Source organism: Chitinophaga lutea (assembly GCF_003813775.1).
Lineage (GTDB): Bacteria > Bacteroidota > Bacteroidia > Chitinophagales > Chitinophagaceae > Chitinophaga > Chitinophaga lutea.
In genome coordinates, this window is the sequence record NZ_RPDH01000001.1 from 1,057,355 (window position 1) to 1,071,769 (window position 14,415).

General features: G+C 55.1%; 13 protein-coding genes. 5 read left to right on the plus strand and 8 right to left on the minus strand.

Annotated features, from left to right (window positions below; translation table 11 throughout):
* Positions 1 to 4: 4 nt before the first annotated feature.
* The 5 genes from kefF to EGT74_RS04080 all read right to left on the minus strand — a co-directional run bounded on the left by kefF (position 5) and on the right by EGT74_RS04080 (position 5,011).
* On the minus strand, positions 5 to 559 hold the full coding sequence (gene kefF, locus EGT74_RS04060; protein ID WP_123845250.1) for a glutathione-regulated potassium-efflux system oxidoreductase KefF: 555 nt from the start codon (positions 557 to 559) through the stop codon (positions 5 to 7).
* Between the two features lie 127 nt (positions 560 to 686).
* The gene (pgl, locus tag EGT74_RS04065) at positions 687 to 1,412 is read right to left on the minus strand and encodes a 6-phosphogluconolactonase (protein WP_123845251.1); all 726 of its coding nucleotides are present in this window, start codon (positions 1,410 to 1,412) and stop codon (positions 687 to 689) included.
* A gap of 53 nt (positions 1,413 to 1,465) precedes the next feature.
* Positions 1,466 to 2,971 carry a glucose-6-phosphate dehydrogenase gene (gene zwf, locus EGT74_RS04070; protein WP_123845252.1) on the minus strand — a complete coding sequence of 502 codons (1,506 nt, stop codon included), beginning with the start codon at positions 2,969 to 2,971 and terminating at the stop codon, positions 1,466 to 1,468.
* A gap of 14 nt (positions 2,972 to 2,985) precedes the next feature.
* A complete protein-coding gene (gndA, locus tag EGT74_RS04075; RefSeq protein ID WP_246008115.1) occupies positions 2,986 to 4,392 on the minus strand; it encodes an NADP-dependent phosphogluconate dehydrogenase in 1,407 nt (468 codons plus the stop codon).
* A gap of 61 nt (positions 4,393 to 4,453) precedes the next feature.
* Complete coding sequence (locus tag EGT74_RS04080; RefSeq protein WP_123845254.1) at positions 4,454 to 5,011, minus strand: NADPH-dependent FMN reductase; 558 nt, start codon at positions 5,009 to 5,011, stop codon at positions 4,454 to 4,456.
* Between the two features lie 77 nt (positions 5,012 to 5,088).
* On the opposite strand from EGT74_RS04080, the gene EGT74_RS04085 reads away from it, so the two are divergent.
* Positions 5,089 to 5,490, plus strand: a complete 402-nt coding sequence (locus EGT74_RS04085; protein WP_123845255.1) for a hypothetical protein — start codon at positions 5,089 to 5,091, stop codon at positions 5,488 to 5,490.
* 510 nt (positions 5,491 to 6,000) lie between these two features.
* Here the strand turns inward: EGT74_RS04085 and EGT74_RS04090 are convergent.
* Positions 6,001 to 6,696 carry a DUF4397 domain-containing protein gene (locus tag EGT74_RS04090; protein ID WP_123845256.1) on the minus strand — a complete coding sequence of 232 codons (696 nt, stop codon included), beginning with the start codon at positions 6,694 to 6,696 and terminating at the stop codon, positions 6,001 to 6,003.
* A gap of 111 nt (positions 6,697 to 6,807) precedes the next feature.
* Here EGT74_RS04090 and EGT74_RS04095 point away from each other — a divergent pair, with 111 nt between their 5' ends.
* Positions 6,808 to 7,257 (plus strand): VOC family protein, encoded by a 450-nt coding sequence (locus EGT74_RS04095; RefSeq protein ID WP_123845257.1) that lies wholly within the window; start codon positions 6,808 to 6,810, stop codon positions 7,255 to 7,257.
* Positions 7,258 to 7,261: 4 nt separating this feature from the next.
* Here EGT74_RS04095 and EGT74_RS04100 read toward each other — a convergent pair whose 3' ends face one another.
* On the minus strand, positions 7,262 to 8,626 hold the full coding sequence (locus tag EGT74_RS04100; RefSeq protein ID WP_123845258.1) for an SGNH/GDSL hydrolase family protein: 1,365 nt from the start codon (positions 8,624 to 8,626) through the stop codon (positions 7,262 to 7,264).
* 1,046 nt (positions 8,627 to 9,672) lie between these two features.
* Here EGT74_RS04100 and EGT74_RS04105 point away from each other — a divergent pair.
* The gene (locus tag EGT74_RS04105) at positions 9,673 to 10,809 is read left to right on the plus strand and encodes a glycoside hydrolase family 88/105 protein (protein ID WP_123845259.1); all 1,137 of its coding nucleotides are present in this window, start codon (positions 9,673 to 9,675) and stop codon (positions 10,807 to 10,809) included.
* Positions 10,810 to 10,908: 99 nt separating this feature from the next.
* Here EGT74_RS04105 and EGT74_RS04110 read toward each other — a convergent pair whose 3' ends face one another.
* A complete protein-coding gene (locus EGT74_RS04110; protein ID WP_123845260.1) occupies positions 10,909 to 11,631 on the minus strand; it encodes a hypothetical protein in 723 nt (240 codons plus the stop codon).
* A 184-nt stretch (positions 11,632 to 11,815) separates the two neighbouring features.
* Between EGT74_RS04110 and EGT74_RS04115 the strand changes: the two genes are divergently transcribed.
* Both EGT74_RS04115 and EGT74_RS04120 read left to right on the plus strand, forming a co-directional pair.
* On the plus strand, positions 11,816 to 12,910 hold the full coding sequence (locus tag EGT74_RS04115; RefSeq protein ID WP_123845261.1) for a hypothetical protein: 1,095 nt from the start codon (positions 11,816 to 11,818) through the stop codon (positions 12,908 to 12,910).
* 67 nt (positions 12,911 to 12,977) lie between these two features.
* Positions 12,978 to 14,360, plus strand: coding sequence for a chloride channel protein (locus EGT74_RS04120; protein WP_158617996.1), 1,383 nt, complete (start codon positions 12,978 to 12,980; stop codon positions 14,358 to 14,360).
* Positions 14,361 to 14,415: the final 55 nt, after the last annotated feature.

Sequence of the window (14,415 nt, forward strand, 5' to 3'; positions counted from 1 at the left end):
TCAGTTATGGTTGAGGAATGCCCAATTGCGGCGTTTTCAGCTGTTCCAGCAGTTGCACGTAACGCGCGGCGTATTCGCCGAGCTGCTGATCGTTTAAAGTATTGGAGCCGTGCACCAGGAAAGGCGGCAGGTAGTTCATGTTGCAAAGCCCCGCCGTGCGTTCGAACGGCAGCAGGAATTCCTTTATGGAATGCCCGTGGTGGCCCTGCGGCGTGTAGGCGGCTTCATTGCCGCCCATGGAAAGCACATTCATCATGTGTTTGCCCTGCAGGCGGGTGCCGTTTTTGCCGTATGCCCAGCCATGCTCCAGCACCAGGTCGAGCCACTGTTTGATGAGGGCGGGACTGCTATACCAGTAAAAAGGATGTTGAAAGAGGATGATGTCGTGCTGCTCGAGCACCGCCTGTTCTACCTGCGGCAGTACGTCAAAATCGGGGTACAACTGATAAAGATCGCGGATGGTCACGTCTTTGACGGTAGCGGCCGCCTGCAGCAGCCGGGCGTGTATGCGTGACCGTTCAAAGGCCGGGTGGGCAAAAAGAATGAGTATTTTGGGCACGGGCGCAAAAAATTACGGATTAGGAAATGCGGTGCTCTCGGCACGCCTGAAAAAAATTGGCGCAAACCGCTTTACGAAGCCGAAATTACTGATTATCGGCAAGCCGGCATTCCTAATCCGCAAAGTATTATACCTGCAGCGCTTCCGCGGCTGCTTCGTCCACAAACCAGTGCAGCTGCCCGTTTTCGGGACGGATGAGCTGGGAAGGGAATTTATCGGGGTCGGTAGCGCCGTCGATCACGCTCTTTAACGTCAGGGCTTTGCCGGCGCCGGTGGCCATGAACACCACGCAGGCCGAAAGGTTGGTGACCGGGGCTGTGAGCGTGATGCGGTACATCGCCTGCGCCTCGAGCCAGAAGGCTTTCACCCAGGCCTTGCGCTCGTGCACGATGGGCAGGCCGGGGAAGAGAGACAGCGTGTGGCCGTCGTCGCCCATGCCCAGCAGCACCAGGTCGAACGTATTCGGTTTGCCGTCGAAATATTCGTGCAGCGTTTTTTCATATTCCGCAGCGGCCGCTTCCGGCTCGATGTCGGTGCGCATCACAAAGATATTCTCCGGCAGGGCGCCCACCTTGTCGAGCAGCACATCATACGCCATGCGGGCGTTATTGCGGCTGTCTTCAAAAGGTACGGCCCTTTCGTCGCCCCAGAAAAAATGCACCTTCTTCCAGTCGATCATGTTCACGTAGGGCTCTTTGGCCAGCAACGCGTACAGGGCTTTCGGCGTATTGCCGCCCGAGAGGGCGAAGGTAAACCGGTCCTGTTGCTGGAGCACTTCCTGGATGTACTGGCTGATGAAGGCGGCCAGGTTTTCGCTGAGTTGCTGCGTGTCTTTTGCGATATGCAGTTCCATATGGTATAAATTAAGCAGGCCGGCGTTCACCGGCCTGCTGGCAGTAACAAATATTATCTGGCCGGCGGCAGGTTGATCCAGGAATGGCCGTCGCGCGCAATGAGCGCATCGGCGTCTTCCGGTCCCCACGAATCCGGTACGTAGTTCGGGAAATCTTGCGGAGTGCGGTTTTCCCACGTCTCCAGGATGGGCATGATCACCTTCCAGGCGGCTTCCACCTGGTCGGCCCGCATGAAGAGGGTGGCGTCTCCTTCCATCACGTCGAGCAGCAGCGTTTCATATGCCTCGGGCGTATGATCGTCGGAGCCTTCGTAGTTGAAAGTCATGTTCACCGGGTCGAGCGTCATGGTCTGACCGGGGCGTTTCGCCTGAAAGCGGATACGGATATCCATTTCCGGCTGGATGCTGATGGTCAGGCGGTTGGAGCGCCAGGATTCCGCGGCTTCCGAAGGGAACGCGAAAGTGGGCGCATCCTTGAACTGGATGGTGATATGCGTCGATTTCTGGTGCATCAGTTTACCGGTGCGCACGTAAAACGGCACACCCTGCCAGCGCCAGTTATCGACATAAAACTTCACCGCGGCGTAGGTTTCGGTATTGGATACCGGGTCTACCCCTTTTTCTTCACGGTAGCCCGTCACCTGTTTCCCTTTCATCCAACCCGCGCCGTACTGGCCGCGAACCGCGCTTTCATGCACATCTTCCTTTTTGATGGGGCGGATGGCGTTGAGCACGTCTACTTTTTTATTACGGATCTCGTTGGCGTCGAAAGAAACGGGCGCTTCCATGGCCACCATACACATCAGCTGCAGGATGTGGTTCTGCACCATATCGCGCAGGGCGCCGGAGTGCTCATAGTAACCGCCGCGGCCTTCGAGGCCCACGCTTTCGGCGGCCGTGATCTGGATGTGATCGATATAATGACGGTTCCATACCGGTTCGAAAAGTGCGTTGGCGAAGCGGAGGGCCAGGATGTTCTGCACCGTTTCCTTACCGAGGTAATGGTCGATGCGGAAAATCTGTTCTTCCGCGAAGAGGCCGGAGAGCAGGTCGTTGAGCTCATGCGCGCTGGCGAGGTCGTGGCCGAAAGGTTTTTCGATCACGATGCGGGTGGTGCTTTTGTCTTTGCACAGGTTGAGCGTACCCAGCTCCTGCGCGATGGAGGGCACCAGCTGCGGCGCTACGGCCAGGTAAAAGATCACGTTCGGATGGGTACCCCATTCCTTTTCCTTCGTCTGCACATATTCCGCGATGCGCTGGTACGATTTGACATCGCCCGCATCCAGCTGGAGATAGTTCACATGATCGAAGAACTCCTTGTAATGCCCGTTGGCTTCCGCTTTACGGCGCGAGAACTTGGTGATGCCTTCCTGTAAATGGCTGCGGTAATTTTCGTTGCTGTATTCGGTACGGCCTATCCCTACGATGGCAAAATGTTCCGGCATCCACTCGTCGAGGAAGAGGTTGTAGAGTGCGGGCGTCAGTTTGCGGTAGTTCAGGTCCCCGCTACCGCCGAAGATAAACAGGATCGAGGCAGGCGGGCGTTTATGTTGTTGCATAAAAAATGAAAAAATTATGAATGGTGTTGCCAGGAAGTATGGAAACTGCCAGGCATGTCTATACGCTGATAGGTATGCGCGCCGAAATAGTCCCGCTGTGCCTGAACCAGGTTAGTGGGCAGTTTTTCGGTACGGTATGCATCGAAATAAGAAAGGGCGGCCATAAACCCTGCAGCCGGGAGGCCGGCCTGTGCCGCCTGTACGATCACGGCGCGGGTGTTATGCTCCTTGCTTTTTACAATTTCAGCCACGGCTTTGTTCAGCAGCAGGTTGGGCGCATCCGGTGCTTCTTTGAGCGCCGTGTAGAAGGTGCCCAGCAGCGCCGAGCGGATAATGCAGCCGCCTCGCCAAACCTTCACCGCTTCCGGTAAGGGAATGTCCATCTGGTGCGCGGCGGAAGCGTTGTGCAGCATCGCCATGCCCTGTGCGTAGCACATGATGGTGGCGAATTGCAGGGCGTCTTTCACCTGGGAGATGAACAGGCCGGTTTCCGCGGATACCGGGATTTTAGGCTCGGCATATACTTTGGCCGCTTCCACCCTTTCGTCTTTAAAGGCCGAAATAGTACGCATGGCCACCGCCGTGTCGATGATCGTGGCGGGTACGCCGAGGTCCATCGCTTCCTGTGACGTCCATTTGCCCGTGCCTTTGGAGCCGGCTTTATCGGAGATCACGTCGATGAGGCGCTGACCGGATTTATCGTCGTTCTGCAGAAATATGTCGGCGGTGATTTCGAGGAGGAAAGACTGCATTTCGCCTTCGTTCCATTCCCTGTACACCTGGTGGAGCTGGTCGTTGTTGAGGCCGGCGGCTTTCAGCAGGCGGTAGCTTTCGCTGATGAGCTGCATGATGGCGTATTCGATGCCGTTGTGCACCATCTTCACGTAGTGGCCGGCGGCGCCTTTGCCGAGGTAAGCCACGCAGGGCTCGCCGTCAACTTTGGCGGAAATGGCTTCCAGCATGGGCTTCACATGTGCATAAGCCTCCTGGTCGCCGCCCGGCATAATGCTCGGGCCGGTACGGGCGCCCTGTTCGCCACCCGAAACGCCTACGCCCATGAAATGGAAACCGGCCGCTTTGGTGGCCGATACGCGGCGAAGGGTGTCTGTAAAATGGGAATTTCCTCCGTCGATAACGATGTCTCCCGGCTCCAGTAAAGGTTTCAGGGATTCGAGCACATCGTCTACCGGTTTACCGGCCGGCACCAGCATCATCACCCGGCGGGGTTTCTGCAGCTGGGTGATCATTTCTTCGAGGGATACCACGCCTTTTACGCGGGTGCCCGCGGTGGCGGAGGTTTCAAGGGCCTGTGCCTTTTCGGTGTCTTTGTCGAACCCGATCACGGCAAAACCATGGTCGGCCATATTGAGCAGGAGGTTACGCCCCATCACGCCCAGGCCGATCATTCCGAATTCATACATGCTGTTTGCCATAGAGTATTAACTGAATTGTGCGGCGAAATTAGCCATTTAGCCACTATTATTATTTATGCAATTGTAAAGTGAGGTCGCGCAGGGCCACCAATGCCCGCTGCACCAGGTCGATCGTTTTGTCGTCGATCAGCCGGCCTTCGGCGTCGAATTTCCCGGAGGCCTGGGCCACCAGTACTTCCGGTTTAACCACCTGTTTCATGTCCAGGAACTGGAAAACGGCTTTAAAAGCCAGTTGCATGCGCACGGTGCCCCACATGCCGGGGGTGGCACCCATGAGCGCTACGGGCTTGTGCAGCAGGGGAGCGTCAGGGCCACGGGAAGCCCAGTCGATGGCGTTTTTAAGTCCGCCGGGGATGGAGTAATTGTATTCCGGCGAAACGATCAGGATGGCCTGCGCCCGGGCCAGCGTTTCCCGGAAGGCCCGCACCGGCTCCGGCCTGTCGCCGGTATCGAGGTCCGCGTTATACACGGGTACAGCGGAAAAATCGGCAATTTCGGCGGTAACGCCTTCCGGCAGCAGCTCCAGCGCCGCTTTTAATAATGCCGTGTTATAAGATCCTTTTCTCAGACTTCCGGAAATCCCAACGAGGTGGACAGGTGCACTCATTCAACAAAAATAGGCACAAAAATGCTATAGGAAAAGTGGGATAAGCGGTATAAATTACAGTATTTAATCCCGACCCCATGAAATTAGGAGTGATACTGAAACATTATTTACCGTGCTTGTATTTCATTTTCCTGTCTTTATGCATAGCATATTCAGCTTATAACAGCCCCGCCTTCGATGCCGCCGGCATACGGAACAACCTTGTCACCGCACTGGTGATGCTGGTGCTTTTCCTGGGCCTGCTCTTCTTCCGGCGCACCTATGCGCGGATGATCGCGGGTTTGCTGATGTTGTTCCTCTCCCTGTATTTTTCCCTGGCCTGGTTCGACGAGATGGTGGACATCCATCAAGCGGGCGGAGAGCCGTCGGCCGCACTGCGCAGTGCGATCTACTATATCGCCGGGGCTTTCTGTATGGCTATTCTGCTGATCGTCCCGCTGCACCTGCCGCAGCGGGCGCCGTTGTACAACCGGAAATAAACCCGGACGGCGGAAGGGGCTTCCAGTCCGTAGCGTAAAATGATTGTGGCAGCCAGGGCGATTTCGGGCCTGGCTGAAGGGAAACAGCGTCGTGCTTGCAATAATATCCAGATCCAGTCGTGAAGGGCGATGGTAATGCTGTTTCTGGTGGATGGTTTCCCTGGTAAATTGATGAGACTGGCATGGTCGTTCAGGGGGATGGAGACAGAAGCCGCCAACTATGTTCAATCCCGTTGCGGTAGTCCACTAATTAGATGCGATTGATGATTTCCTTCCAAGTAAATCGATCAGCCGGGCATCACATCTCTGGTGCAGGAAGTTCTAAGCTTAACCGCAATAACGTTCTATCCCGATGCGATAGTCAACGGATTAACAATCCCTGCAGTCAGGAATTTTCCTTCGGCGTGATAAAATTGATGAAACTGGTATGGCACCTCTCGCACGGGGAGATATCCCCCATCGCAGCGATCAAGGACTATTACCTTACTGCCTCCGTCGGCTCCAATGAAGCTACCGGTTAATGATCACCTCCGCACCCAGTGGTGTAGTTACGGAATTGATAAGGCCGCGGGCATAGAATGTGTAAATCTTGCCTTCCGACAGGGGCACGCCCGGCCGTGAAAACACCACCATGTTGTCGGAGGCCCTTCTGACTTCAATCGTATAGGTGGCCGCCGCCACTGCCGTAAAGCCCTGGTTCTGGGTGCCGGTGGCCTGCGTTTCGAAGGAGCGGTTGGAGAAAACAGGTGTAAAGGTGCCGCCGCTCACATAACCGATGGTGACTGCGGGGGCGTCCGGCGCCAGATGGAAAAACCGGATGTGGGCTTTCCCGGCTTCGGTATTGGGGAATACGTCCTCCAGGAACAGCGTTTTGATCTTCACCCCGCTGTCGTACAAAAACATGGAATAACGTTTGTCCGCCGTCAGCTGGAGTTGCTGTTCCACCAGCACACCGCTGCCTCCCGCCGGGTTGGCCGTAAATTTCCGCTGGCCGGCATATGCGTCGAGATAGCCGGAGTTGGCGAGGTAATTAAACGGGATGTTGTTGACGCGCAGGCCGTCCATCGTGAGGTCGAGGCCGCTGTTGCCGGGCGATGCATGGGTGATCTGTAATTTGGAAAGTGGCACGTTCGGTGCATCGTCGTTGCTGCTGCAGGCGGTCAGTAATAAAAGTGCGCAGCAGCAGGAAAGCAGCAGGTTTTTCATAATAAGGTGTTTAAAGATCCGGAAAAGATATGGGAAGAAATCAGGACATGCAGCTTAAACACCCCGTTGCCGGGATTGTTCATTTAAAACGGCTGCTGTATATTGTACCGTATGAAAACGTTCATTCTGCTCATTTTATTCTCCTGCGGCGTTATGGTTGTTAAAGCTCAGTCGCCAACCCGCCCGGTGCTGAACCACCTTGCACTGTATGTGCAGGACCTGCAAAAGGCCACCACCTTTTACCGCGACCTGCTCGGCCTCGATACGATCCCCGAGCCCTTTCACGACGGCAAGCACACCTGGTTCGCCGTGGGCCCCGCCAGCCACCTGCACCTGATCGCCGGCGCAAAGGCAAAACAGCAGGGCGACCGTAATACACATATCTGTTTCAGCGTGCCTTCGGTGGAAGCATTCATTGCACGGCTTGATAAAGCCGGCATGGAATACATCAACTGGGCCGGTGAAAAAAAGAAGATCACACTGCGGGTAGACGGCGTCAAACAAATTTACCTCCAGGATCCGGACGGTTACTGGGTTGAAGTGAACGACGCCCGGAAATAACGGCTCAGTTTTTCTTCAGCACATATTCATGCGGCGCCGGCTTGTTCAGCAACGGCAGCGAATCCAGCGAATGCTGCCAGCGGCGGATCAAATCCGCTTCTTTCGGTTTGTTCTCCAGGTACGACACGAACATCTTCCTTACATTATCCGAGTCCGGTTTATGGGCATGGGCGGTATCATAAAAACGGCGCACCGTTTCCAGGTTGTTGCTACCCGGCAGGTTGTTGATGTAGCGGTGCTCGATGAGCCGCAGCGCGCGGATCTGTCCTTCGAGCTGCCAGCTTTTCTGCAGCAGGGCCTGTACCTTGAGCGCCTGCTGATATTGCGGCGCCTGCTGCAACAGCGCCAGGTTCAGCCCTCTTTCCAGTTCTCCCGAAAAAAAGGAGCCCATCTCCACCCCATCGATCGTCAGCGTATAATTGCCGGGCACGAGGTAATTGAACTTCAGGATTTCGCGGTTCAGGTTTTCTGCGAACGGCACCAGTTCAACGGCCGGCTGCTGATCCGCCCGCACGGGGAAGGGCAGCGATTTTTCAAGGGCGGTGAACCGGATCAGCCCGTCCTTCCTCGTGAAGTTCGTGATGGTGCATTGCTGGCTCTTGGCCTGGCTCCCCTTTTCCGACTGATCAGCCGTAATATAGGCCACCGCAGCCGGCGCCATGATGGTTCTCAGGAATTCCCAGGCCATCAGCAGGTGGCCCACGCCGGCAGGATGCACACGGTCTTTGCTGATAAGGGTAGCGGTGGAATCCGTGGCCTGTACTTCCGCATTGAGCTTGGTGAGCATGGCCCAGTAATCGACCACCGTGAGGCTGTCTTTCGCCGCAAACTCCCTGACATATCCCGCGCAGACCTTTAATGCATCGTTGACGCCGAAGAGGTTGTTGCCGGCCATCTTGGACGTCTGATCGTAAATCGACGGTGTTTGCAGTACCACGCGGATACCTTTATTGTGGAAGATGCGGATGATACTGTCGAGGTTCCTGCGGTAAACGGCCAGCGCCGCCTGTTGTTTTTCCCTGATGCCCTCTTCATTTTTCCGTTTCGCATCATACAAAGGCCTGTTCACATCGTTCATGCCGATCATGATTACGGCCCAGGTGGGTCGGTGAATGAGAATGTCATGGTCCATCCGGCGGAGAATTCCTCCCGTCACGTCGCCGGAAATGCCGCAGTTAAAAAACTGAACGCCCAGTTGGGGATAGCGGGTGGCGTAATACAGCTGTATGTTATGCCAGTAGTCCCCGTTGTGGGTGATGCTGTTACCCACAAAACAAACGCGGTCGCCTTTTTTGAAGAATTGTGCGGGGGAAGAAAACCCGCAAGCCAGGAGCAATATGACCAGACTCCAGTATTTGATCGATTTCATGTTTCCGGTTTCTCGGTACAAAATAGAAAATTATGTGTATCGGAGGAATATAAAATCGTTATTCAGGAGGAACAGGACCGGTCGCCGCCTGACGGCAGACCAAAGGCCGGTCCGAACAGCGGGCAGACTTCCTCCCGTGCCGGCCACACATCCAACCGTTGATGAGAGGTACGGCGGATGCATGTCTTTGATGACGGTAGTAGCGGCCTGTTCGATGAGTAGGGATCGGTTCAAATTAAACAAAGCTCTCTCCGAAGCAGGGCAGGCAGACGACGGTTGATGAGAGAAATGGAGGAATGCATGCCTTTTGTAACGGCGAATGGGGCCTGTTCTACGAGTAGATGAACCGGTTCAAATAATGAATTCCCTCTCAGGAGCGAGGGCGGGCGAACGACCGTTGATGAGAGAAATGGCGGGATGCATGCCCTTTGTAAAGGTGAAAGAGGCTTATTCAACGAGCAGATGAACCAGTTCAAATAAAGAATGTCCTTCTCTGGAGCGAGACCGGCAGGTGACCATTGATAAGAGAAATGACGGGATGCATGCCTTTGATAATGGTAGACCAGGTTGGCTCTATGAGGCAGATGGGCCAGTTCAAATACAATACAGCCTCTCCGAAGCGAGCCCGGGAGGGCCACCGTTGGCGAGAGATGCGGCGGGATGCGTGTCTTTTCTGACGGCAATAACGGTCTGTTGCATCAGGCCGGCATACAGCAGCGACGAACAAAAAGGGACATCACATTTACAACCCGGATTAATTAGCAGATAGCCGCTAGTGACAACAAAAGGCCGTAGCACTTAGAACCGCCGCGACCGGGCAAAAAAAATGCGCATCGGGGAATGCGCATTCACTAAAGGGAGTGGGAAAACAAACAGTTTAATTATTCAGACTAGCAACACAAAAGTAGGCCGCACCCACCGGAAAAACACCAGTAAAACCGCTGATTTCCAACAATGCGTGTTTCTACGCACCCCTATTTCGGGAGGCGTTTGTATTTGAGCAAACGTTTGCATAACTTGGTAGCAGTAAAATTCCAGTTCACGATATGAAAACAAACACCTTCTTTCATGGCCTTGCAGCGGCGGCCATGCTTTTTTCCGCTGCCGCCGCCCATGCCCAGTCCGGCGACCTGAAGAAATTTCCCAAAGGCGCCACTCCCGAAGAAATAGGCCAGCGCATCGCCAGCCGGTTTGTGGCATCCCCGCATCCCAACTTCGGCCGCCCCGTGCCGCCGAGGGTGATCACTTACCCGGAAACCTGCACCTGGTACGGCGCACTCACTTTTGCCAAAGAGCGGAACGACAAAGCCCTGCTGCAACAACTTGCCGCCCGCTTCGAACCGCTGTTAGGCGCGCGCGACACCCTGATCCCCATCCCCGATCACGTGGACTACACCGTGTTCGGTTCCGTGCCGCTGGAGCTGTACCAGCAAACGAAAGATCCACGCTACCTCGCCATCGGTAAACGCATGGCCGACAAGCAGTGGGGCCCGCCCGAAGGGAAACGTGTTACCGAAGCCTCTCACCGCTTTTATAACAAAGGATATTCCTGGCAAACGCGCTTGTGGATAGACGATATGTTTATGATCACCGCCGTTCAGTCGCAGGCTACCCGCGCTACCGGCGCCCGTTCTTACATCGACAAGGCGGCCAACGAGATGGTGTTTTACCTTGACTCCCTGCAGAAGCCCAACGGCCTCTTCTACCATTCCCCGGATGTGCCTTACTTCTGGGGCCGCGGTAATGGCTGGATGGCAGCCGGCATGAGCGAGCTGCTGCGCTCCGTGCCGAAAGACAACCCGAACTATCCCCGCATCATGGCCGCCTATAAAACGATGATGGCCAGCCTGCTGAAATACCAGGCCGAAGACGGCATGTGGCGGCAGCTGATCGACGATCCGCAGTCGTGGCCGGAAACATCCTGCACCGGCATGTTCACCTTCGCCATGATCACCGGCGTCAAAAACGGCTGGCTCGATGCGAAGACTTATGGCCCCGCCGCCCGGAAGGCCTGGCTGAAGCTGATCACTTATATCAATGCGGAAAACGACATTACCGATGTGTGCGAAGGCACCAACGCCAAAAACAACCATCAGTATTACCTCGACCGCAAACGCCTCACCGGCGATATGCACGGACAGGCGCCGTTGCTCTGGTGCGCCACCGCTCTGCTGAGAAAATAACCGACCGTGATAAAAAACAAAAGGCGTTCCCTGTCAGGAACGCCTTTTTTAATAGAGATATGTACCGCCTTGTTGCCCATAACAGTCACCGTATCCCGTTTATTTTTCCGTTACTTCAATACAATATGTCGCGCAGCGCCAGATGGCCTCGAAAGGTTTGCCGTGATGGTCGCCGCCTTTCTTTTCCGTTTTTGCCACTTCCACCATGTATCGGCCGGGCCAGAGGGGTGTGAAGGCTGCCGTGCCGGTGCTGTCTGTGTACAGTTTTTTGATCCAGCCGTTCGGTGCGATCACCTCCACCTCACTGGAGCCGGCGGGTGCCTGATCTGCCTGTACGCCGAGTTTGATGCGCTCATTCACTTTGTATTTGGCGCGGGCGGCGGTTTCCACTTTCAGGGGGTTGGCATTGGTCTTGCCGGCACCATCACCGGGCGTATTGCCTACCAGCACGGCCGCGCTGGAATGGTAATCGAGGCGGCTGCCGTGGTAAACGTCTTTCACCGCATGGATCATCACAACGGTGTATACGCCGTCCGATTCAGGGGTGAAGAAAGCTTTGTAATGGTCTTTCCCGGGTGTGGAAGTGAGGGGAATGACTATTTTATCCGGGGTGATCACCGACAGGGTGTATGCTTTGGTATCGGAGAACCATTTATCGAGCGGGGAAATATCCTTGTCGCCGAACTCCCCCCAGAACACCCGGACTTCCTGCGGCTGTCCTTTTTTGCCGGTGGGGCTGGTTTCAATCCAGAGGGCGTGGGCGGAGACACGGAAACCGGCCAGTACCAGTATCGCTGCAATCATCAATGATCTGTAATGCATTGTATCTTATTTTTTGCGACAAATGTAGCCGGCGGCGGCAGGGGCGGCAACTCCAATCGGAAATTTCATTTACGCGATAGGGAAAATCAGCAGCTGGCCTGCTATTTGCTCCTGAATTGGGAATATTGCATAATTTAGTGATACTGACATACGTTATATACATCCAGCTATAAATCAATCTTGCATGAAACGGTTCCTTTTATTCCTCTTATTCGCGTTCCCCGCGGTTGCCAGCGCCCAGAAGCTGTCTGAGTCCGCCGTGGAGGACATTTCTGCTAAAATGGCCACACAATTCCAGCGCAGGAACGACCCCGCCCTGGTGTTTGTGACGGAGCAGATGAGCAGATCTGGGTCAGGGGGGCTGGAAGTGGACAAAACCATGATGGAGCTCAAAAAAGACCCGGCGGCCCTCGATGCGGCGCTGAAATTCCTCTACCAGTACAGCGACTGTAACCGCCAGACCCTCATCGCCAATCTGCGCGCCATGAATGTGAGCTCGGGCAACGTGTTCCCGCTGGCAACTTACATCGTGAATAAAAACAAGAACGAAGCCAAAACGCTGCAGGAAGAAAAAGCCGAACTGATCCGCATCGGCGCCATCCCTCAGGTCACTTCAGTGATGGTAGCGCCTCCCGCCAGTCAGCCCGCCGTGATCAACACCAATGCATTACCGCCTGCTGCCAATACGCCCGGCACCACGCAACCCGCTGCTGCCGCAACCACAACTACAGCACCCGCTACATCGGCCGCACCGGTGGAAGATACCCGCAACTGGGAAGTGCGTAGTGTGTTCTCCATCACCAAACCCGACGAACTGGCCACGCTCTATGGCAAAGAAAACCTCGAGCTCCGCGATGCCACAGGCCTCGACGGCAATGATGCCGGCAAGGCCTGGTATGTGTACCCGGATACGGAAAATGAGATGCAGGTGATTTTTAATGCCGACTCTTCCAAAACCATCATCTTCACACAGGAACGCTCCAAATGGAAATCGCCTTTCGGCATCAAACCCGGCGACCCGATTGAAAAAGTAAATAAAGTCAATGCCCGCGCCTTCCGCGTGAATGGTTTCGAATGGACGAACGGCGGGGTGGTAGACAGCTGGGAAGGCGGCGCCATGGATAAAAAAGGCGTGCAGATCCTTTTCCGCGCCGTCAACAGCGGCGACCCGAAACTGTACGATCAGTTTACGGGTGAAAAGAAATTCCGCTCCGACAATGCCTCGCTCAAAAAGCTCGGCGTGATCGTGGAGAAAGTCGTTTTCCGAACTTACCAATAATTGTTATAGATCGATGAAAGCCCCGGCACTTGCCGGGGTTTTCGTTTTGTATGCGTATTTTAGGGCCATGGAAATATCCGGCAACAAGTTTTACAGGCTGTTGGTGAAAATAGGCCGGTACCGCACCAGGTACACTTCTCATCGAAACTTTCTTATCATCCTCAGTTTTATCGTTGGAGTACTGGCGGCGCTGGCCGCCGTATTACTGAAAGTCAGCGTCCAGTTTTTTGAGCACCGCGTGGAACTCATGAACAACTGGATGGACAGCAACTGGCTCTCCGCCATCCTGCCGATGATCGGAACAGGCATCTCACTCCTGCTGCTGACACGCTTTTTCCGCAACCGGCTCAGTCGCGGTGTGGGCTTTATCATTCACAACATCGTCACCAACAAAGGCCGTATCGACAAGCGGCATACTTACGGCCACATTCTCACCAGCGCCCTGACCGTGGGCTTTGGCGGCAGCGTTGGGCTGGAAGCCCCTATTGTGGCCACGGGAGCGGCAATCGGGTCCAACACCGGGCGCGACCTGCGGCTTTCCGCGAAAGACACCGTTCTGTTACTGGCCTGCGGCACCGCCAGCGGCATCGCGGCCGTATTCAACAGCCCGTTCGCCGGCATCATCTTCGTGCTGGAGATATTCCTGCTCGACTTCAGCATTCCCTTTTTCATACCGCTGCTGATTTCCACAGCCACGGCTACCGTTGTTTCACAACTGATCTATCCCGGCAAATTCATTTTTGTGGCCAGCGAAAGCTGGAACGTACCGGCCATTCCCTTCTACGTGCTGCTGGGCGTTTTCTGCGGGCTCGTATCGGTGTACATCACCTGGCAGGTCGACTTCATCGAAGGTTATTTCGAAAAAAGGAGTATGAACTGGAAAAGGTGGCTGATCGCCGGCATCCCGCTGTGCGTCATCATCTTCTTACTGCCGGGGCTTTACGGGGAGGGATACTCCACCATTACCAGCCTGCTGAAAGGCGATTACGCCAGCATCACGGCACACTCACTGCTGCAGAGCTACAGCCAGTATTCGTGGGCGATCATACTGATGACGGTATTGCTGGTAGTATTCAAGGTGGTCTGCGCCTGCCTCACCATCAGCGCCGGCGGCAATGGCGGGGTGTTTGCCCCATCCATGATCACGGGCGGGCTCAGCGGTTTCCTGTTCGCGTATCTTGTGAACCTTTCCGGCATTTACCAGCTGAATACGCCCAACTTCATCATCACCGCCATGGCCGGCGTACTGGCCGGTGTAATGCATGCGCCGCTCACAGCAATATTCCTGATGGCCGAGATTTCAGGTGGTTACAAATTGTTCATCCCGCTGATGATCGTGACGGCCATTTCGTATTTCATTACCCCGAAATATGTGAAACACTCCGTGTATCACAAATCGCTGGTAGAGCGTAAAATCCTTACCGACACCAGTGAGCACGATCATTTCTGATAGTGACCGCCTGTGAAAAGCTATATGGGAGGAGGCGCCCTAACAGGTGAATGAA

What these genes read in the sequence shown, in the direction of transcription:
- EGT74_RS04090 (WP_123845256.1), bottom strand. Translation starts at nt 6,696, where the DNA reads ATGAAAAACCTGCTGCTTTCCTGCTGCTGCGCACTTTTATTACTGACC.
- EGT74_RS04110 (WP_123845260.1), bottom strand. Translation starts at nt 11,631, where the DNA reads ATGCATTACAGATCATTGATGATTGCAGCGATACTGGTACTGGCCGGT.
- EGT74_RS04085 (WP_123845255.1), top strand. Translation starts at nt 5,089, where the DNA reads ATGAAATTAGGAGTGATACTGAAACATTATTTACCGTGCTTGTATTTC.
- EGT74_RS04080 (WP_123845254.1), bottom strand. Translation starts at nt 5,011, where the DNA reads ATGAGTGCACCTGTCCACCTCGTTGGGATTTCCGGAAGTCTGAGAAAA.
- EGT74_RS04105 (WP_123845259.1), top strand. Translation starts at nt 9,673, where the DNA reads ATGAAAACAAACACCTTCTTTCATGGCCTTGCAGCGGCGGCCATGCTT.
- EGT74_RS04095 (WP_123845257.1), top strand. Translation starts at nt 6,808, where the DNA reads ATGAAAACGTTCATTCTGCTCATTTTATTCTCCTGCGGCGTTATGGTT.
- pgl (WP_123845251.1), bottom strand. Translation starts at nt 1,412, where the DNA reads ATGGAACTGCATATCGCAAAAGACACGCAGCAACTCAGCGAAAACCTG.
- gndA (WP_246008115.1), bottom strand. Translation starts at nt 4,392, where the DNA reads ATGTATGAATTCGGAATGATCGGCCTGGGCGTGATGGGGCGTAACCTC.
- EGT74_RS04120 (WP_158617996.1), top strand. Translation starts at nt 12,978, where the DNA reads ATGGAAATATCCGGCAACAAGTTTTACAGGCTGTTGGTGAAAATAGGC.
- EGT74_RS04100 (WP_123845258.1), bottom strand. Translation starts at nt 8,626, where the DNA reads ATGAAATCGATCAAATACTGGAGTCTGGTCATATTGCTCCTGGCTTGC.
- EGT74_RS04115 (WP_123845261.1), top strand. Translation starts at nt 11,816, where the DNA reads ATGAAACGGTTCCTTTTATTCCTCTTATTCGCGTTCCCCGCGGTTGCC.
- zwf (WP_123845252.1), bottom strand. Translation starts at nt 2,971, where the DNA reads ATGCAACAACATAAACGCCCGCCTGCCTCGATCCTGTTTATCTTCGGC.